The organism is Burkholderia sp. Tr-862 (assembly GCF_011753085.1).
In the GTDB taxonomy this organism is placed as follows: domain Bacteria; phylum Pseudomonadota; class Gammaproteobacteria; order Burkholderiales; family Burkholderiaceae; genus Burkholderia; species Burkholderia ambifaria.
Genome location: NZ_VWWG01000074.1, coordinates 15,190 through 33,337, shown reverse-complemented (window position 1 = coordinate 33,337; position 18,148 = coordinate 15,190). Strand labels below are relative to the sequence as shown.

General features: G+C 69.8%; 17 protein-coding genes. 9 read left to right on the top strand and 8 right to left on the bottom strand.

Annotated features, from left to right (window positions below; genetic code table 11):
- Window positions 1-267: 267 nt before the first annotated feature.
- The 4 genes from ilvD to F3J14_RS20025 form a co-directional block, all read right to left on the bottom strand.
- Entirely contained in the window at window positions 268-2,127 is a 1,860-nt protein-coding gene (gene ilvD, locus F3J14_RS20040) for a dihydroxy-acid dehydratase (protein ID WP_166724499.1), read from the bottom strand.
- 413 nt (window positions 2,128-2,540) lie between these two features.
- Window positions 2,541-3,563 carry an Ldh family oxidoreductase gene (locus tag F3J14_RS20035; protein WP_166724498.1) on the bottom strand — a complete coding sequence of 341 codons (1,023 nt, stop codon included), beginning with the start codon at window positions 3,561-3,563 and terminating at the stop codon, window positions 2,541-2,543.
- A complete protein-coding gene (locus F3J14_RS20030) occupies window positions 3,556-5,148 on the bottom strand; it encodes an aldehyde dehydrogenase (NADP(+)) (protein WP_166724497.1) in 1,593 nt (530 codons plus the stop codon). Before F3J14_RS20030 ends, F3J14_RS20035 begins: the two co-directional genes overlap by 8 nt.
- 71 nt (window positions 5,149-5,219) lie before the next feature.
- Window positions 5,220-6,845, bottom strand: a complete 1,626-nt coding sequence (locus F3J14_RS20025; protein WP_166724496.1) for an APC family permease — start codon at window positions 6,843-6,845, stop codon at window positions 5,220-5,222.
- A gap of 632 nt (window positions 6,846-7,477) precedes the next feature.
- On the opposite strand from F3J14_RS20025, the gene F3J14_RS20020 reads away from it, so the two are divergent.
- The 7 genes from F3J14_RS20020 (at window position 7,478) to F3J14_RS19990 (ending at window position 12,357) form a co-directional block, all read left to right on the top strand.
- Window positions 7,478-8,410 (top strand): 4-hydroxyproline epimerase, encoded by a 933-nt coding sequence (locus F3J14_RS20020; protein ID WP_211080373.1) that lies wholly within the window; start codon window positions 7,478-7,480, stop codon window positions 8,408-8,410.
- Window positions 8,407-9,534: an FAD-dependent oxidoreductase gene (locus F3J14_RS20015; RefSeq protein ID WP_166724494.1), complete on the top strand. Its 1,128-nt coding sequence runs from the start codon at window positions 8,407-8,409 to the stop codon at window positions 9,532-9,534. Before F3J14_RS20020 ends, F3J14_RS20015 begins: the two co-directional genes overlap by 4 nt.
- On the top strand, window positions 9,531-9,764 hold the full coding sequence (locus F3J14_RS20010) for a 2Fe-2S iron-sulfur cluster-binding protein (protein ID WP_011658575.1): 234 nt from the start codon (window positions 9,531-9,533) through the stop codon (window positions 9,762-9,764). The genes F3J14_RS20015 and F3J14_RS20010 overlap by 4 nt, the downstream gene beginning before the upstream one ends.
- Window positions 9,761-11,017 carry an FAD/NAD(P)-binding oxidoreductase gene (locus F3J14_RS20005; RefSeq protein WP_166724493.1) on the top strand — a complete coding sequence of 419 codons (1,257 nt, stop codon included), beginning with the start codon at window positions 9,761-9,763 and terminating at the stop codon, window positions 11,015-11,017. Before F3J14_RS20010 ends, F3J14_RS20005 begins: the two co-directional genes overlap by 4 nt.
- A 141-nt stretch (window positions 11,018-11,158) precedes the next feature.
- Complete coding sequence (locus tag F3J14_RS20000; RefSeq protein WP_006751221.1) at window positions 11,159-11,509, top strand: metalloregulator ArsR/SmtB family transcription factor; 351 nt, start codon at window positions 11,159-11,161, stop codon at window positions 11,507-11,509.
- Window positions 11,499-11,933, top strand: a complete 435-nt coding sequence (locus F3J14_RS19995) for a YeeE/YedE family protein (RefSeq protein ID WP_166724492.1) — start codon at window positions 11,499-11,501, stop codon at window positions 11,931-11,933. Before F3J14_RS20000 ends, F3J14_RS19995 begins: the two co-directional genes overlap by 11 nt.
- A 1-nt stretch (window position 11,934) precedes the next feature.
- Window positions 11,935-12,357: a DUF6691 family protein gene (locus tag F3J14_RS19990; protein WP_166724491.1), complete on the top strand. Its 423-nt coding sequence runs from the start codon at window positions 11,935-11,937 to the stop codon at window positions 12,355-12,357.
- Window positions 12,358-12,487: 130 nt separating this feature from the next.
- Here the strand turns inward: F3J14_RS19990 and F3J14_RS19985 are convergent, their stop codons facing one another.
- Window positions 12,488-12,838, bottom strand: a complete 351-nt coding sequence (locus F3J14_RS19985; protein ID WP_166724490.1) for a hypothetical protein — start codon at window positions 12,836-12,838, stop codon at window positions 12,488-12,490.
- A gap of 203 nt (window positions 12,839-13,041) precedes the next feature.
- On the opposite strand from F3J14_RS19985, the gene F3J14_RS19980 reads away from it, so the two are divergent.
- Window positions 13,042-14,526: a PLP-dependent aminotransferase family protein gene (locus tag F3J14_RS19980; protein WP_211080372.1), complete on the top strand. Its 1,485-nt coding sequence runs from the start codon at window positions 13,042-13,044 to the stop codon at window positions 14,524-14,526.
- 144 nt (window positions 14,527-14,670) lie between these two features.
- Here the strand turns inward: F3J14_RS19980 and F3J14_RS19975 are convergent, their stop codons facing one another.
- Window positions 14,671-14,946, bottom strand: a complete 276-nt coding sequence (locus F3J14_RS19975; RefSeq protein WP_105788335.1) for a hypothetical protein — start codon at window positions 14,944-14,946, stop codon at window positions 14,671-14,673.
- Between the two features lie 96 nt (window positions 14,947-15,042).
- Window positions 15,043-16,437, bottom strand: a complete 1,395-nt coding sequence (locus F3J14_RS19970) for a cytochrome c peroxidase (protein ID WP_166724488.1) — start codon at window positions 16,435-16,437, stop codon at window positions 15,043-15,045.
- A gap of 4 nt (window positions 16,438-16,441) precedes the next feature.
- Here F3J14_RS19970 and F3J14_RS19965 point away from each other — a divergent pair, with 4 nt between their 5' ends.
- A complete protein-coding gene (locus F3J14_RS19965) occupies window positions 16,442-16,666 on the top strand; it encodes a hypothetical protein (RefSeq protein WP_166724487.1) in 225 nt (74 codons plus the stop codon).
- Here the strand turns inward: F3J14_RS19965 and F3J14_RS19960 are convergent.
- Window positions 16,653-18,116 (bottom strand): metallophosphoesterase, encoded by a 1,464-nt coding sequence (locus F3J14_RS19960; RefSeq protein ID WP_166724486.1) that lies wholly within the window; start codon window positions 18,114-18,116, stop codon window positions 16,653-16,655. The genes F3J14_RS19965 and F3J14_RS19960 overlap by 14 nt on opposite strands.
- Window positions 18,117-18,148 lie beyond the last annotated feature (32 nt).

The following is an 18,148-nucleotide window of genomic DNA, read 5'->3' as shown; positions in this document are numbered from 1 at the left end:
GCCCGCACCGAGCGGTGGCGCGGTCCGGGTGGTGCCTCCGACGCATCAGGGCGGCGGCGGTTACGGCGGTCGGCCGCAAGGTGGGGGCGGGGACCACGGTGGTGGTGGCGGTGGTGGCGGCGGGGGCAGCAGGGACGAGTTCCGTCGTTGATCGACTGAAGGCGCCGGTGCCGCAGCCCCCGGCTGGCGCCGGATGAAAAAAAGCCGCTCCGGAGAGCGGCTTCTGGATCACACGGGCGGGCCGTTCGCGCGGCCCGCTGCCCGGCGTCAGTCTTCCAGCAGCGACAGGTCGCGCACGGCACCCTTGTCGGCCGACATCACCAGCTTCGCATAGGCCTTCAGCGCCGCGGACACCTTGCGCGGACGCGGTTGCACCGGCTTCCAGCCCTTCGCGTTCTGCTCTTCGCGGCGACGCGCGAGTTCCTCGTCCGACACCAGCACGTCGATCGTGCGGTTCGGGATGTCGATGCGGATCTTGTCGCCGTCGCGCACGAGGCCGATCGCGCCGCCCGCTGCCGCTTCCGGCGAGCAGTGACCGATCGACAGGCCCGACGTGCCGCCCGAGAAACGGCCGTCCGTCAGCAGCGCGCATGCCTTGCCGAGGCCCTTCGACTTGATGTAGCTCGTCGGGTAGAGCATTTCCTGCATGCCGGGGCCGCCCTTCGGGCCTTCGTAGCGCACGATCACCACGTCGCCGGCCTTGACCTTGTCGTTCAGGATGTTCTCGACCGCTTCGTCCTGCGATTCGGTGACGTGGGCCGAGCCCTCGAACACGAGGATGCTTTCGTCGACGCCGGCCGTCTTCACCACGCAGCCGTCGAGCGCGATGTTGCCGGTCAGCACGGCCAGGCCGCCCTCCTTCGAGAACGCATGCTCGTACGAGCGGATGCAGCCTTCGGCGCGGTCGAGGTCGAGGCTCGGCCAGCGCGTGTCCTGGCTGAACGCGACCTGCGTCGGGATCCCGGCCGGGCCGGCCTGGTAGAACGTGCGGACTGCCGCGTCGTCGGTGCGGACGATATCCCACTGGTCGAGCGCATCCTTCAGCGTCGGCGCGTGCACCGTCGGCACGTCGGTGTGCAGCTTGCCGGCGCGGTCGAGCTCGCCGAGGATCGCCATGATGCCGCCCGCGCGGTGCACGTCCTCGATGTGGTACTTGTTCGTGTTCGGCGCGACCTTGCACAGCTGCGGCACGATGCGCGACAGGCGATCGATGTCCTTCATCGTGAAGTCGATGCCGGCTTCCTGCGCGATCGCCAGCAGGTGCAGGATCGTGTTGGTCGAGCCGCCCATCGCGATGTCGAGCGTCATGGCGTTCTCGAACGCCTTGAAGCCGACCGAGCGCGGCAGCGCGCGCATGTCGTCCTGCTCGTAGTGCTGGCGGGTCAGCTCGACGATGCGGCGGCCGGCGCGCTTGAACAGCTGCTCGCGATCGGCGTGCGTCGCGACGACCGTGCCATTGCCGGGCAGCGACAGGCCGAGCGCTTCGGTCAGGCAGTTCATCGAGTTCGCGGTGAACATGCCCGAGCACGAACCGCAGGTCGGGCAGGCCGAGCGTTCGACTTCGGCGACGTCGGCATCCGAATACGCCGGGTCGGCCGCGATCACCATCGCGTCGACGAGGTCGAGCTTCTTCAGTTCGACGGTCTTGGTGACCGGGTTTGCGAGACGCGTCTTGCCGGCTTCCATCGGGCCGCCCGACACGAAGATCACCGGAATGTTGAGGCGCATCGCGGCCATCAGCATCCCCGGCGTGATCTTGTCGCAGTTCGAGATGCACACCATCGCGTCCGCGCAGTGCGCGTTCACCATGTATTCGACGGAGTCGGCGATGATGTCGCGGCTCGGCAGCGAATAGAGCATGCCGTCATGGCCCATCGCGATGCCGTCGTCGACCGCGATCGTGTTGAATTCCTTCGCGACGCCGCCGGCGGCTTCGATCTCGCGCGCGACGAGCTGGCCGAGATCCTTCAGGTGCACGTGCCCGGGCACGAACTGCGTGAACGAGTTGACGACCGCGATGATCGGCTTCGAGAAATCGTCGTCTTTCATGCCGGTGGCGCGCCACAGCGAGCGCGCACCTGCCATGTTGCGGCCGGCGGTGGAGGTTTTGGAACGGTATGTGGGCATTGTGATGGCTGAAGAAATATCGCGGAAAAGGGTGGAGGCACGGGATTGAAGGCCTCTCGCGCGCCCGTGCGAACAACCTCTTGAGCTGCGCCCTGGGCAAACTGGGCGATTATCCCACACCCGCCGGGCGTGCGGCGCGGGCGGGAGCGGGCGAACGGCGCGGGCGGTGCGCCGGGCAGGGCGCACACCAGGGGCGCGGGGCCTTGCCGGTGCAACCGTCGGCGGAATCGAGCGGCGAATCGGGCGACGAACCGGGCGACGAACCGGGCGACGAATCGGGCGGCGGAACTGGGCGATGGAATCCGGCGACGGAACCAGCGTCGGAACCAGTGGCGGAATCGGCGGCGGAACCAGCGGCGGCTTCATCACCTGTTCTACCGGCGATGAAGCCGCCGCCCAGCGACGCGATCGCGTCAGTCGAGCAGCGTCAGGATTTCGTCGTACAGCGCCTTCGGAATCCGCACGCCGTGCGCGATGCTGCGAGCGCGGGCGTCGAAGCGCCGCTGCGACGGTAGCCGCGCGCCTTGCCCGGCGATCGACGCGAACATCCGCTCGCCGCGCGCGAGGCCCGCGTCGAGTTCGTCGCCGAGGAACACCTTCGGGTCGAACGCGATCACGAGCTCTCCATGGCACGGCGTCGCGCCGACGCCTTCGTCGAAGTCCATCGACTCCCGGCTCGTCATGTCGCCGATCAGCGCGCCGCCGAGCAGCTCGACCATGGCCGCCAGCGCCGAGCCCTTGTGGCCGCCGAAGGTGCGCATCGCGCCCTGCAGCGCGGCCTTCGGATCGGTGGTCGGCTGGCCGTCGGCATCGATCGCCCAGTGCGGCGGGATCGCCTTGCCCTGTTTCGCGTGCAGCTCGATGTCGCCGCGCGCGATCGCGCTGGTCGCGAAGTCGAACACGAACGGCACGCCGTCCGGGCGCGGCCACGCGAACGCGATCGGGTTCGTGCCGAACACCGGTTCGCGGCCGCCTTCCGGCGCGACCCAGCTGTGGCTCGGGTTCATCGCGATGCCGACCAGCCCCTCGGCGGCGATCGCCTCGACCTCGGGCCACAGCGCCGAGAAGTGGTAGCAGTGGTTGATCGCCATCGCCGCGATCCCGTGCTGCTTCGCCATCTCGACGAGCACCGGCAGGCCGGTTTCGAAGCTGAGCAGCGAGAAGCCGCGATGCGCGTCGACCGCGACGATCGACGACGACAGCCGGCGCAGCGTCGGCACGGCCTGCGGATCGACCTTGCCCTTCTTCAGCGAGCGCACGCAGACGAGCAGCCGGTACACGCCGTGCGAGTGGCACTCGTCGCGCTGGCCCTGGGTGATCACGTTCGCGATCGCCTGCGCGTGCGCGGCGGACATCCCGTTGTGTGTCAGCACCCGCAGCGCGAGTGCGTGGACCTCATCGAGCGACAGGACGACTTCGGCGAGCGGCTCAGACATCGCGCGCTTCCCGCGGCGCGGGCACGCCGTCGATGCGTTGCGGCACGTTCAGCGGGTTGCCGGTGCGGATGGCGTCGGGCAGCAGCGCGTCCGGCACGTCCTGGTACGACACAGGGCGGAGGAAACGCTCGATCGCGCGTGCACCGACCGACGTGGTGCGCGTGTCGGACGTGGCCGGGAACGGGCCGCCGTGCACCATCGCGTGACCGACCTCGACACCCGTGCCGAAGCCGTTGACGAGAATGCGGCCGGCCTTGCGCTCCAGCGTCGGGCGCAGCGCGGCAAACAGCGCGGCGTCGCCGTCGGCGAGATGCGCGGCGATCGTCAGCTGGCCTTCGAGCGACTTCAGCACGCGGTGCAGCGTGTCGGCATCCGGGCAGCGCACGATCAGCGATGCGGGGCCGAACACCTCGTCACGCAGTTCGGGATGCGCGATGAACGCGTCCGCCGACGTCGCGAACAGTGCAGCACGTGCCTGGTAGCGGCCGCCTTCGGCACCTTGCGCCAGCAGCTCGACCGCGTCGTGCGCGTGCAGGGCGGCCACGCCTTGCGCATAGCTCGCGTGGATGTGCGGCGTGAGCATCGTCTGCGCGGCGCTCGCTTGCACGGCGGAGGCCGCCGCGGTTTCGAACGCGCGCAGCGCGGGGCCGTCGACCGCGAGCACGAGGCCCGGGTTCGTGCAGAACTGGCCGGCGCCGAGCGCGAGCGACGCGGCGAACTGCGGCGCGATCGTGTCGTGGCGCGCGGCGAGCGCGGCCGGGAACAGCAGCACCGGATTGATCGAGCTCATTTCCGCATAGACCGGAATCGGCTCGTGGCGCGCGGCCGCGATGTTCATCAGCGCGACGCCGCCGCGGCGCGAGCCGGTGAAGCCGACGGCCTTGATGCGCGGATCGGCGACGAGCGCCTGGCCGATCTCGCGCGACGCGTCGAACAGCAGCGAGAACACGCCGGCCGGCAGCCCGCATTCGCGCACGGCTTGCTGGATCGCGCGGCCGACGAGCTCGGACGTGCCCGGATGCGCGGAGTGCGCCTTGACGATCACCGGGCAGCCGGCCGCGAGTGCCGAGGTGGTATCGCCGCCCGCGACCGAGAACGCGAGCGGGAAGTTCGACGCGCCGAACACGGCGACCGGCCCGATCGCGACGTTGCGCAGGCGCAGGTCGACCCGCGGCAGCGGCTTGCGGTCCGGCCGGGCCGGGTCGATGCGCGCGTCGACGTAACCGCCGTCGCGCACGAGCGACGCGAACAGCGCGAGCTGGCCGACCGTGCGGCCGCGTTCGCCTTCGATGCGTGCGCGCGGCAGGCCCGTTTCGGTGACGCAGCGCTCGATCAGGTCGTCGCCGAGCGCCATGATGTTGCGGCCGATCGCGTCGAGAAACCCGGCGCGTTGCTCGGGAGGCGTTTCGCGGTATGTGTCGAATGCGTCGTCGGCGAGCGCGCAGGCCGTCTCCAGGTCGTGCAGGCTCGCGCCGCCGAACGCGGGGTCGAGCGGTTCGCCGGTGGCGGCGGCGATCGCGTGGAGGGTGCCGTTCTGTCCGGCGACGGCCGACTGGCCGATCAGGAGCTGACCTGTGAGTTGCATGATTTTTCCTCGGAAAATGCGGGGCCGGGCGTGATGCGCCCGGCCGGAATGGAAAGGGGAAAGCGGGGGCGTCAGTCTTCGTCGTCTTCGAGCTGCAGCTTGTCGGAACGGATGCCGGTGTTGGCGCCCCAGTAGAAGATGACGAGCGCGACGGCCGCGACGACGACCGTGTCGTACGGATGCGCGAGCTGGCCCGTGCCGCCGAAGCCGCCGAAGTACGACAGCACGATCATGGCCGCGTAGAACGCGATCAGCCACGCGGACGAACGCACCTGCTCGGCGATGCTCAGGTGCGCGGTCGGCACCCATCGGCGGCACGCGAGATAGATCACGAACATCACGATCTGCAGGCCGAGCAGCCAGGACACGGTGCCCCAGCCCGACCAGTAGACGATCAGCGCGGCGATCACGAACGACGCGGGGCCGGTGATGCCGAACGCCACCGCGCGGAACGGCCGCGGCAGGTCGGGCGCGGTGCGGCGCAGCGCGGCGACCGACACGGGCGCGACCGCGTAGCTCAGCACGAGCGCGGCCGACACGATGTTGATCAGCGCTTCCCATGACGGGAACGGCATCGTCCAGAAGATCGAGAGGCCGAACGTGAGCCACAGGCCCGCGCGCGGGATGCCCGACGCTTCGTCGACGCGCGTGAACACCTTGAAGAACGTGCCCGTCTTCGCCCAGCCGTAGACGACGCGCGGCGTCGCGTTCATGTAGATGTTGCCGCAGCCGCTCGGCGAGATCATCGCGTCGGCGACGACCATCACCGCGAGCCAGCCCACGCCGAGCGCAAGCGCGATGTCGCGATACGGCAGCGAGAACGCCTTGCTCACGTCGTGCCAGCCGGCGGCGAGCATGTCGGTCGGGATGCTGCCGATGAATGCGAGCTGCAGCAGCACGTAGATCAGCGTCGACAGCAGGATCGACAGGATCAGCGCGATCGGAATCGTGCGCTGCGGATTGTGCACTTCGCTTGCGACCGACACGATCGGCGTGAGGCCGAGGTACGCGAAAATGATCCCGCCGGCCGACACGGCCATCTCGATGCCCGGCATGCCGAACGGCGCGAAGCCGTGCAGGGTCAGGTTGGCGGGCTTGAAGAACGTGAACAGCACCGCGATTACCGACAGCGGCACGATGAACTTGAAGATGCTGATGACGTTGTTCGCCTTCGCGAACGTCTTCACGCTCGAATAGTTCAGGTAAAAGAAGAAGCACAGCAGCCCTGCCTGCACGAGCCAGCCGAGCGTCGTCGGGTCGCTCGAGCCGGCCTTGGTGAGGCCGGGGAACCACGCGGCCGCGTACTGGCGCGCGGCGACCACTTCGATCGCGATCAGGCTCGAGAACGCGATCAGCGTGATGAAGCCCATCAGGTAGCCGAGCAGCGGGCCGTGCGAGAACACCGGGTAGCGGACCACGCCGCCCGCGCGCGGCAGCGCGGCGCCGAGCTCGCAGTAGACGATGCCCAGCAGCAGCACCGAGAAGCCGCCGAGCAGCCACGAGAAGATGCCGGCCGGGCCGGCGATCGTCGAGACGTGACTCGCGGCGAACAGCCACCCCGAACCGAAGATCGCGCCGAGACCGATGAACGTCAGGTCGGTCAGAGACAGCTGTTTCTTGAACTTGCCGTGACCGCCGTCGGCGGGCACGGAACGGGAAAGCGGGACGGAAGGGTGTGTGTTGCCTTGGCCTGGCATGGGTTTGTCTCCTGGGAAATATCGGGGCAGGTGGGGTTGCGCCGCGCTCCGACGGAGCAGCGGCACACACCTGCCGGCCGGCGTGCGACCGGTTCGAACGACCGGGCGGGCCGACGGCCGTTCATACGCGGCGCGGGGTGGCGCCGCGGCGAACGGACCCGTGCGGGCCATGCCGGACCGGAAGTGGCGATGCGACGGGGGGAAACCGTTGCACCGCCGGGGGGAAGTCGCTCAGCGGTTCGCCCGGTTCTGTTCGGCGCGGTGCGCGGCGTCGAATGCGATGGAAGCGTCCGGTGCGAACCGGTTGCGGAGGGCGGGGAAAACTTCGGTCCGCGGGATGGCGTTTCGGCTCACTGCAATCTCCTGCTTCGTATCGCTTCCTGTTGCTACGTATCGCTTCATCTCGGTCGGCGACAGGCGCGTCGACGTGCAACCAGTATCGCCGTGCAAACACCCATCACGCTTGAGTCGTATCGCGGAGCAGAATGACGAAATCGGCACAGTGGCCGGACGGGCCGCGGAAGGCGTTCCGCACTGTGCCGATTTCGTCGCCGTCCTCATCGAAAAGCCACAAGCGGACGGACGCGCGACGGAGGAAGCTATGCTCCTTTCCCCACTTCGGACGGCTCATGATGAAGCGCATTCAGATCATCGATTCGCACACGGGCGGCGAACCCACGCGGCTCGTCGTGTCCGGCTTCCCCTCGCTCGGCAACGGCACGATGGCCGAGCGCCGCGACGTGCTCGCGCGCGAGCACGATCGCTACCGCACCGCGTGCATTCTCGAGCCGCGCGGCAGCGATGTGATGGTCGGCGCGTTGCTGTGCGAACCCGTGTCGCCGGAGGCTGCGGCCGGCGTGATCTTCTTCAACAACAGCGGCTACCTCGGGATGTGCGGGCACGGCACGATCGGCGTCGTGCGCACGCTGCATCACATGGGCCGCATCGAGCCGGGCGTGCACCGGATCGAAACGCCGGTCGGCACCGTCGAGGCGACGCTGCACGACGACCTGTCGGTCAGCGTGCGCAACGTGCTCGCGTATCGCCATGCGAAGGCCGTCACCGTCGACGTGCCGGGCTACGGCCCCGTGAAGGGCGACATCGCGTGGGGCGGCAACTGGTTCTTCCTGATCAGCGATCACGGCCAGCGCGTGGCCGGCGACAACGTCGCGGCGCTGACCGCCTATTCGTCGGCCGTGCGCGAAGGGCTCGAGCGCGCGGGCATCACCGGCGCGAACGGCGGCGAGATCGACCATATCGAACTGTTCGCCGACGATCCCGAGCACGACAGCCGCAGCTTCGTGCTGTGCCCGGGCCATGCGTACGACCGTTCGCCGTGCGGCACCGGCACGAGCGCGAAGCTCGCCTGCCTCGCGGCCGACGGCAAGCTCGAACCGGGCGTCGTGTGGCGGCAGGCGAGCGTGATCGGCAGCGTGTTCCAGGCGAGCTATGCGCAGGCCGATGGCGGCATCGTGCCGACGATCCGCGGCAGTGCGCATCTCAGCGCGGAAGCGACGTTGCTGATCGAGGAAGACGATCCGTTCGGCTGGGGCATCGTGTCGTGAGCGAGGCCAGGACCGACGTCGTCGTGATCGGCGCCGGCATCGTCGGTGCCGCATGTGCGCATGAACTCGCGCAGCGCGGGCTGCGCGTGCTCGTCGTCGACGACGCGAGCGGCGGCGCGACCGGCGCCGGCATGGGGCACCTCGTCGCGATGGACGACAACGCGGCCGAACTCGCGCTGAGCCATTACTCGATCGAGCTGTGGCGCGCGCTGAGCGGCGACATGCCGGAAGGCTGCGCGTACCGCAACTGCGGCACGCTGTGGCTCGCGGCCGATTCCAACGAGATGGACCTCGCGCGCACCAAGCAGGCGACACTCGCCGCGCACGGCGTCGCGGGCGAGCTGATCGACGCGGCGACGCTCGCGCGGCTGGAGCCGATGCTGCGCGCGGGGCTCGGCGGCGCGCTGAAGATCCCGGGCGATGCGATTCTCTATGCGCCCGTCGCCGCGAGCTGGCTGTTGCAGCGCGCGCCGGGCATCACGTTGCGGCGTGACCGCGCGGTGGCGGTCGACGGCCCGAGCGTGACGCTCGCGAGCGGCGACACGCTGCGCGCGGAACGCGTCGTCGTCGCGAACGGCGTCGCCGCGCGCACACTGTTGCCCGAATTGCCGCTGCGCCCCAAGAAGGGCCATCTGCTGATCACCGACCGCTACCCGGGCCAGGTGTCGCACCAGCTCGTCGAGCTCGGCTATGCGGCGAGCGCGCACGCGAGCGACGGCACGTCCGTCGCGTTCAATGTGCAACCGCGGCCGACCGGCCAGCTGCTGATCGGCTCGTCACGCCAGTTCGACACGGAAGACGCGCGCGTCGAGCCGCCGGTGCTCGCGCGCATGCTGCGCCGTGCGGCCGGCTACCTGCCGGATCTGGCCGACCTGAACGGGATTCGCGCATGGACGGGCTTTCGTTCCGCGAGCCCCGACGGCCTGCCGCTGCTCGGCGAACATCCGGCGCGGCCGGGCGTGTGGCTCGCGGTCGGGCACGAAGGGCTCGGCGTGACGACCGCGCCGGGCAGCGCGCGGCTCGTCGCTGCGTTGATGACCGGCGAGCGGCCGCCGATCGATATCGAACCGTATTTGCCGGGACGTTTCCTGACGACGTCCCCCGTAGCCGGAGCGCTGACATGATCATTCATCTGGACGGCCGCGCGCTGACGGTGGCCGACGGTGCGACCGTCGCGGCTGCCGTCGCGGCGAGCGGCGACGACACGACGCGTGTGTCGTGCACGGGTGCGGCGCGTGCGCCGTTTTGCGGTATGGGCATCTGCCAGGAGTGCAGGATGACGATCGACGGCCGCCGTCGTCTGGCCTGCCAGACGCTGTGCCGCGACGGGATGCGGGTGGAGCGCACGCGATGAAACAGGAACGACTGAGCGTCGACGTCGCGATCGTCGGCGCAGGCCCGGCCGGGTTGTCGGCCGCGCGGGCCGCCGCACGAAGCGGCGCAACGGTCGCGATCGTCGACGACAACCCGCGCGCGGGCGGACAGATCTGGCGCCAGGCCGCCGCCGCGACGCCGGTGGCGGCCGCCGCCGAACGCCTTGCCGTGCTGCGGCGGCCGAACGTCACGCATCTCGCGGCCACGCGCATCGTCGCCGAAACGCATCCGGGCACGTTGCTGCTCGAGGACGACGAGCGCGGCTTTCTGCTCGAATTCCGCACGCTGATCGTGTGCTGCGGCGCGCGTGAGTTGCTGCTGCCGTTTCCGGGCTGGACGCTGCCGGGTGTCACCGGCGCGGGCGGCCTGCAGGCGCTGATCAAGTACGGCCTCGACGTGCGCGGGCAGCGCACGGTGATCGCCGGCAGCGGCCCGCTGCTGCTCGCGAGCGCGGCAACGGCGCGACAGGCAGGCGCGCAGGTGTCGCACGTGCTCGAACAGGCGGCATGGGGCGACGTGGCCGGTTTCGGCGCAGGGCTGTGGCGCTGGCCGTCGAAACTCGCGCAGGCCGCGAAGCTCGTCACGGCCGCCTACCGGCCCAATGCATACGTCGTCGAAGCGTTCGGCGACAAGCGGCTGGAACGTGTGCGGATCCGGCAGGGCGAGCGCGAGTTCGACATCGACTGCGACCGGCTCGCGTGCGGCTTCGGCCTCGTGCCGAACACCGTGCTGCCGAGCCATCTCGGTTGCCGGATCGAGAACGGCGCGGTCGTGGTCGACGCGCACCAGCGCACGAGCCGCGACGGGTATTTCGCCGCGGGCGAGTGCACGGGTGTCGGGGGCAGCGAACTGGCGATGGTCGAAGGCGAGATCGCCGGCTGCGCGGCCACCGGGCAGGTGGCGCCGCTGGCCGCGCTGGTGGCGCGGCGTGCGCACTGGCAGGCATTCGCGGACGCGGTGCGCGAGCGCTTCGCGATCCGCGAGCCGATCCGCCGGCTCGCGCGGCCTGATACGCTGCTGTGCCGTTGCGAGGACGTGCGCTTCGACGCGGTCGCGCCGGCGCCGGGCTGGACGGCCGCGAAGCTGCAGACGCGCTGCGGGATGGGCGCATGCCAGGGCCGCGTGTGCGGTGCCGCCGCGCAGGCGCTGTTCGGCTGGACGCCGCCGGTGCCGCGCACGCCGCTCGTGCCCGCACGGGTCGGTACGCTGATGCTGGACGACACGGTGTCCTGAGACGGCGCCTGACGCGCCATGGTGAGGCGACCCGGTTCGAGCCGGGTCGTCGGCGCCCTCTGATGACGCCGGGCGATGGTGCGAATCAACAATATATAAGTTGATATAATATTGATTCGTTAATCGTGTGCCACCGTCCCCATGAACACCGATCCTTCCGCCGGGCTGCCCGAGCCCGACCAGATGCGCGCAGCCGCCGAATCGGCGTGCGCGCTGCTCAAGGTGCTGTCCAATCCAGACCGGTTGCTGCTGCTGTGCGAACTGTCGCAGGGCGAACGCTGCGTGAGCGATCTCGAGGCGCGGCTGGATATTCGCCAGCCGACGCTGTCGCAGCAGCTCGGCGTGTTGCGGGACAACGCGCTCGTCCGCACGCGCCGCGAAGGCAAGAACATCCACTATTCGCTCGACAGCCCGGCCGCGATCGCGGTGATGGGCGTGTTGTACGAACAGTTCTGCGGCCCGGCCGCGAAGGGGAAGCGCCATGCAGCTTGATGCGCTTCACTTCACGCCCTGGCTGTCGCTTGCCGGCGGCGTGCTGATCGGGCTGGCGGCCGCGTGGCTCGTCGCGTTCAACGGGCGGATCGCCGGGATCAGCGGCATCGTCGGCGGCCTGTTCACGGCCGGCGCCGCGGAGCGCGACTGGCGCGCCGCATTCGTCGCCGGGTTGATCGCCGCGCCGCTGATGATGCGCATCGCCGGTGCCGCCGTGACGCCGCAGGTCGATGCTGGCTGGGGTGAGTTGCTGGCGGCCGGCCTGCTGGTCGGGATCGGCACGCGCTATGCGGGCGGATGCACGAGTGGTCACGGGGTCTGCGGGCTGTCGCGCGGCGCGACGCGGTCGATGGTCGCGACGGCGGTGTTCATGGTCGCCGGCTTCGCGACCGTATTCGTGCGCCGGCACGTGCTCGGAGGCTGACATGCAGGCAGGATTCGCGTTTCTGGCGGGGCTGTTGTTCAGCGTCGGCCTCATCGTGTCGGGGATGGCCAACCCGCGGAAGGTGCTCGGTTTTCTCGACCTGGCTGGCCGTTGGGATCCGTCGCTCGCGTTCGTAATGGCCGGCGCGATCGGCGTCGCCGTGCTCGCGTTCGCCTGGGCGAAGCGCCGCACGCGGTCGTGGCTCGGGGTGCCGATCCAGTGGCCGGCCGCCCGGACGATCACCGTGCGGCTCGTCACCGGGAGTGCCGTGTTCGGCATCGGCTGGGGGCTTGCGGGGTTCTGCCCGGGGCCGGCGCTCGTGTCGATCGGTCTGGGCTCGGTCAAGGGCATCGCGTTCGTCGTCGCGATGCTGGTCGGGATGGCATTGTTCGAATGGATCGAGCGTGCGCGGAAGGTGCGGTAGCCGGAGATATCGGCCCGGTTGAGTCGGTCCGGTCCGGCGCGGCGAGGGCGCTGGACGAGATCACGCTCGTCGCCGGATGATGCGATACGGTGGTTGCATGACGATACTGGCGGCAGCGCGAGCCACCGTGTCAGAGTTGTTCGCGCACACGCCGCTCGCCGAATGGCCACGCGGCCACCCGGCGTACCCACGCGCGCCACGCGGCGAACGCCCCGGCCCGGGCCGCAGGTTCCGCAAGGGTCGCGTCGACCGGGGCGGCACCGCTGGCAGTCAACGTCGCGTGACCGGCCGTCTCGATCGTCAGGCATTCGCCTTCGTCGAGCACGCGGCGGACGTATTGCGGCGCATCAGGCAGCCAGTCGAGCCCGCCGTGGCGCAACGTGACTGCGAGCGCGCCGTCGAGCACGATGACCTGGCTGCCCTTGTCGAACCACGCAAAGTGGCTTTGCCCGGCGTCGAGCCGGATGTCTTGTGTTCGCATGGCGAGTCCTTTTCCCGGTTGCGCAGCCCCGCGACGGCGGGGCGACAGCGTGCAATCAGGTTAGGGAAACGCGCGCGGGCTGGACAGATTCAGGGGACGGGAATCTGTTACGGTGCAGGCGGCGATTTTGGCCTGCTGTATCGGTGGGTTTTCCCCGAATCTGTATCTGGCGTGCGTCAGGGCGCGCGGGCACGATGCCCCGCATGACATCCCTCACCGACTCGCCCCGCACGCCTTTGCCGATGGCCGGCGAGCCGCTGTACGAACGACTCGCCGAGCATTACCGCCGCATCATCACGGCCGGCACGCTGTCGCCCGGCGACCGGATGCCGTCGGTGCGCGCATTCATGGCGCAGCACGGCGTGAGCCTGTCGACCGCGATCCAGGCGTTCCGGCGGCTCGAGGATACGGGCTGGTGCGAAGCAAGGCCACGCTCGGGCTACTTCGTGCGGCGGCGCGCGGCGGCCGCGCTCGACACGCTGCCGGAATGCGACGGGCCGCCGCTGAGCGTCGAGCCGCCGTTCGCGGGGCTGCACGAACGCGTGTCGCGCGTGATCGATCGCGCGAACGCGGCTCCCGATGCGTTGAATCTTGGCGGCGCGTCCGCGCTGGCGACGTTGTATCCGGCCGAGCGCCTGCAGGCGCTGGCGATCCGGCTGCTGCGGCGCAAGCCGACGCTGTTGACCGACGCGGGGCCGGTTGGCGGTTCGCCCGAATTCCGCCAGACGATGGCCAAGCGTGCGCTGTCGTACGGCGTGACCGTGTCGCCGGACGACGTGATGTCGACGAGCGGTGGCGTCGATGCGGTGAATCTCGCGCTGCGCGCGGTGGCGCGACCCGGCGACACGATCGCGATCGAATCGCCGGCCTTTTTCGGCTTGATCCAGCTGCTCGAAAGCCTCGGCCTGCGTGCGCTCGAGATTCCGGCCAGCCCGACGACCGGGCTGTCGATCGAAGCGCTCGACGTGGCGCTGGCCGCATATCCGGACATTCGGGCCGTGGTCGTCGTGCCGAACCTGCAGAACCCGCTCGGCAGCGTGATGCCCGACGAGCGCAAGGCCGCGCTGGTCGAGCTGTGCTCGCGCCGCGGCGTGGCCGTGATCGAGGACGAGCCGTATCGCGAACTCGTCGAAGCGCCGCACGCGGTGAAGCCCGTGAAGGCATGGGACCGCGACGGCACGGTGATCTACTGCCCGTCGCTCAACAAGGTGCTGGCGCCGGGGATGCGGCTCGGCTGGATGAGTGCGGGCCGCTGGCACGCGCGCGTGAAGATGCTCAAGTTCGCGCACAGCCGCCACAACGCCGCGTTGCTGCAGGCCGTCGCGGCCGAATTCGTCGGCTCGGGTGCGTTCGATCGCCATCTGCACCGGTTTCGCGAACAGCTTCGCGTGCAGCGCGACGTGACGATCGATGCGATCGCGCGTCATTTTCCGGCCGGCACGCGGATGAACCGGCCGCCGGGCGGCATGCTGCTGTGGATCGCGCTGCCGGACGGCGTGCGTTCCGAAGCATTGTTCGATGCGGCGCTGGCACGTGGGGTAAGGATCGCGCCCGGCTCGATCTTCTCGAATTCCGACCGCTTCGATGCCTATATCCGGCTTGCGTGCACGCGGGTATTCGACTCGGCTCACGAAGCGGCCATCGAAACGCTCGGCCAGCTGATACGCGACGCAGCGGCCGCTGCGTAAGCGGGCCGGCTGTCGGCCGGGCCGGGATGCCGGCGACCGGGCTCGGCTGTCGTGACGGTGGCACGGGCCGGCCGATCCGGCACGCCGCGCTCACCGCGGCCGGCCGCCGCGCCATCACGCGCCGACGATACGATTTCGGCGATTTCATCGGCCGACCGTATGCGCGGCGAGGTGCTGACGGATCAGCGACAGGTAGCGATCACCGACGGAGAAGTCGCGCGCGGCACGCGGCCGTTCCGCCTGGCGGAGCGTGGCCGGCGCGCTCATGCCGAGGTATCGGCAAACCGCGGACGGAAAGGGCTTGCGCGTCGCCCCAAGCTGGCGCGCCGCGCGCTCGACGCGGGCGTCGCCGACCTGCGCACGCAGCCATGCCAGCACTTGGCGATCGGTGTCGTTGACGATACGGACCAGATGTTCCATCGCGCACCTCACTGTTCATAAATACAGTACTGTAAATATAACCAGTATATGAGGCGGCCGCAAGCGGCGCGCATGCGTCTGGCCATTCGGCCAGGGTCAGCGCGCCGGCGCGGCGAGGCGGGTGGCCGGGGATCCGGTGTTCCGGGCGGCAGGCGCCGCGGGTGCGGCGGGCGGGGCGGCCGGGGCGAGATTCGCGTAGCGCGCGTCGGTCAGCGTGCCGAGGAACGCGACGATGTCGTCGATTTCCGCGTCGGTCAGCGCGGGCGGCGTGCCCGGACGGCGGTTCATCGGTGTCGAATTGACGTTGATGTTGCCGCGATAGGCGGCCGGCACGTCGTCGAACGTTCTGGCGCCGTGATACCAGTAGCCGGGGTCGGTCGAGCGCGTGTTGTAGAACGCGACCGCATCGCGCAGCGTCGTGAATACGCCGTTGTGCATGAACGTCTGCTTGACCGCGACGTTGCGCAGCCCCGGCGTGCGCAGGTAGCCGCACCATTGCGTCGGCTCGGGCCAGCGCAGCCGCGTGGCCGTGTCGCACAGGCCGTTGTCGAAATGGCGTGGATCGCGGTTCGCGGGCAACGCGCGATTGCGCGGCACCGCGATCGCGTCGTAGCCGAAATCGGTGAAGAGCGAGCGCTCCGGCCGGCTCGACGTCTCCGACAGCGTGTGGCAGCTCATGCAGTTGCCCTTGTCGGGATTGCGGAACAGCGCCAAACCGCGCATCTCGGCCGGCGCGAGCGGCTTGCGGTTGCGCAGGAATACGTCGAAGCGCGAGGTGAACGGCGCCATGTCGTCGCTCTGCAGATAGGCCTCGACGGCCGACCCCAGCGCGCGCACCAGCTGCTCGGGATCGCGCCGCACCGACGCGCCGAAGCGCGCGGCCAGATCGCCCGCCAGTTCGGTGCCGTCGACCTTGCGCAGCAGCGCGGCCGGCGACCGGTTGTTCATCTCGTTCGGATCGAACAGCGGCCCGCGGATCTGTTCGGCGAGCGTGTCGGCGCGGCCGTCGCTGAAGAGCCCGCCGAATGGCGACGGCGCGGGCGCATCGTCGTCCTGGTAGAAGTGGCGGCGCGGCACGTAGCGTACGTAGAGCAGCGACGGCGCATTGCGCTGGCTGAAGCGTCCGTGGCGGCTGCCTTCCGGCACGCCGGGCCCCGCGAGCGAAGCGGCCGACAGCGTCGGCGCGAATGCACGCCCCGGATCGTGGCAGCCCGCGCACGACATGCCGCGCGGCTCGGACAGCCGCGGATCGAAGAAGATCCGGCGGCCGAGCGCGACGAGCGTCGGGTCGGGCGCGAAGCGGGCGGTCGCCGCGTCGACCTTGCCGGTCACCTGCGGCGTGCCGTTGCCGATCGTGTCGACGACGCGCGACGGCGGGGCGCCGGGGAGCAGGACCGTTTCGGACGGCGCGGCATGGGCCGCGAGCGCCGCGCCGGCGAGCACGGCGGCGGCAAGTAGGTGTACCGTGCGGCCGCTGCCTGCGACCGACATCGAAGTGGAAGCCGAACGCTCGGAGCAGGCGGCCGACGACACCGAAGCGGAAGCCGAACGCCCGGCACAGGCGGCCGACAAAACCGAAGCGCAAACCGAACCCTCGGCACAGACGGCCGACGAAACCGGCCGCTTCCGCGATCCGGCCATCCGTCGCCGGCGGCCGCCCGAATCCGTCAAACCCGTCAAACCGTCATGCAATCGAACTTCGTCGGTCACGGCGCGATGAACCCCGTCTTGTCGCAGGCGAGCGTCGTGCCCGACTGGTCGCACGACGCGAGCAGCTTGCCCGCCGCCGAATACGCACGGAACACCCAGCCCGTCGCCGGCGCCGCACGCCGCTCCATGATCAGGAAGCCGAAAGTGTTGTTGTGCGACAGCCGCTCGATCACGGCGCCCGGTGCGGGCGTCAGGCCGGCCGGGAACGGGTCGGGCAGCGCGACGTCGAGGTTGTCGCCGCCGTTGCCGGACACGATCGTCGCCGGATGTCCGGACGAGAAGTTGATCGCCTGGAAGTCGTGCACGTGCCCGTGCAGCGCGACGTGGATGCCGGGCGGGTAGTACGCCTGCGCGTTCAGGCTCGACATCACCGACTGCAGCGCGAGGTTGCCCGGCGCGGGCGTGCTGCCGGCGATCGGCGCGAACGCGAGGATCGGATGGTGGTTCGTGAAGATCGTCGTCGTGATGCCGGCCTTCGACGCGAGCGACGCGACCGTCTGAAACTGCTTCTGGTAGAGACGGAATTGCGCGTCGGTCGTCTTCAGCGGATTGCGGCCGACCTTCGCGGTGTCGAACACGATCACCTGCGTGCCGCCGCCGAGCGACACCGCATAGGGATCCGAGTAGTTCGCGTCGTCATCGTTGGCCGGATCGTTGCACGAACGGCCCGCCGAATACGGGCGCGGATCGAGGAAGCGGTACCAGCCCTGGCCGGCCCGCGCGCATTCCTCGTGGTTGCCGCGCACGACCACCCACGGCGCCTTCGCGAACAGCGGCGCGGCCGGGCGGAACAGGTCGGCCTGCCACGTATCCCAGCCATAGCCCCACGGGCTGTCCTTGCAGCCGGCGATGTCGGGCGGGCACGCGTTCTCGCGATAGTGATAGTCGCCAACATGCAGCACGAGATCCGGCGACAGCTTCGCGACGCTCGCCGCGATCGTGTCGAACGGCCAGACCGTCGCGTCGTTGCACGCCTGCCATGCGTTGTCGGCCTTCTTCATCCGGCAGCCGGTGTCGGCGATGATCGCGATGCGCCGCGGCTGCGCTTTCGGCAGCGGCAGCGCGCGGCCCGCGACGCTGGCCGTCTGCGCATCGGCCGGCAGCGTCGTTTCGCAGACCGACACCGGGAAGCTCGACGGTTTCGAGTCGGCCGGGTCGCTGGCGGTCGGCCGCTGCGCGACGGTCGCGGCGCCGGCGCGCAGCGTCATGCGCGACAGCTTGCCGTCGACGGACAATTGCGGACACAGCGGATCGCTCGCGGAAGCCGGGCTGTAGTTCGTGATCACGCGCGCGATCGCTTGGTTCGCATCGCCGATCTCGACCCACGCGGCCTGCACGTTGATCGCGGCGCTGGCCGGGTCGGCCGGCGTATCGATGTGATTCGAACACGCGGACAGCGCCACGAGGGCAACAAGCGGAGCGCAACGCACGAACAGCGCGCGAGAGAGGAGTCGTCGCATGGGGAGGCACCGTAGGAAAGCCGTCAACGATA

What these genes read in the sequence shown, in the direction of transcription:
- ilvD (WP_166724499.1), bottom strand. Translation starts at nt 2,127, where the DNA reads ATGCCCACATACCGTTCCAAAACCTCCACCGCCGGCCGCAACATGGCA.
- F3J14_RS20035 (WP_166724498.1), bottom strand. Translation starts at nt 3,563, where the DNA reads ATGTCTGAGCCGCTCGCCGAAGTCGTCCTGTCGCTCGATGAGGTCCAC.
- F3J14_RS20030 (WP_166724497.1), bottom strand. Translation starts at nt 5,148, where the DNA reads ATGCAACTCACAGGTCAGCTCCTGATCGGCCAGTCGGCCGTCGCCGGA.
- F3J14_RS20025 (WP_166724496.1), bottom strand. Translation starts at nt 6,845, where the DNA reads ATGCCAGGCCAAGGCAACACACACCCTTCCGTCCCGCTTTCCCGTTCC.
- F3J14_RS20020 (WP_211080373.1), top strand. Translation starts at nt 7,478, where the DNA reads ATGAAGCGCATTCAGATCATCGATTCGCACACGGGCGGCGAACCCACG.
- F3J14_RS20010 (WP_011658575.1), top strand. Translation starts at nt 9,531, where the DNA reads ATGATCATTCATCTGGACGGCCGCGCGCTGACGGTGGCCGACGGTGCG.
- F3J14_RS20005 (WP_166724493.1), top strand. Translation starts at nt 9,761, where the DNA reads ATGAAACAGGAACGACTGAGCGTCGACGTCGCGATCGTCGGCGCAGGC.
- F3J14_RS20000 (WP_006751221.1), top strand. Translation starts at nt 11,159, where the DNA reads ATGAACACCGATCCTTCCGCCGGGCTGCCCGAGCCCGACCAGATGCGC.
- F3J14_RS19995 (WP_166724492.1), top strand. Translation starts at nt 11,499, where the DNA reads ATGCAGCTTGATGCGCTTCACTTCACGCCCTGGCTGTCGCTTGCCGGC.
- F3J14_RS19990 (WP_166724491.1), top strand. Translation starts at nt 11,935, where the DNA reads ATGCAGGCAGGATTCGCGTTTCTGGCGGGGCTGTTGTTCAGCGTCGGC.
- F3J14_RS19985 (WP_166724490.1), bottom strand. Translation starts at nt 12,838, where the DNA reads ATGCGAACACAAGACATCCGGCTCGACGCCGGGCAAAGCCACTTTGCG.
- F3J14_RS19980 (WP_211080372.1), top strand. Translation starts at nt 13,042, where the DNA reads ATGACATCCCTCACCGACTCGCCCCGCACGCCTTTGCCGATGGCCGGC.
- F3J14_RS19975 (WP_105788335.1), bottom strand. Translation starts at nt 14,946, where the DNA reads ATGGAACATCTGGTCCGTATCGTCAACGACACCGATCGCCAAGTGCTG.
- F3J14_RS19970 (WP_166724488.1), bottom strand. Translation starts at nt 16,437, where the DNA reads ATGTCGGTCGCAGGCAGCGGCCGCACGGTACACCTACTTGCCGCCGCC.
- F3J14_RS19960 (WP_166724486.1), bottom strand. Translation starts at nt 18,116, where the DNA reads ATGCGACGACTCCTCTCTCGCGCGCTGTTCGTGCGTTGCGCTCCGCTT.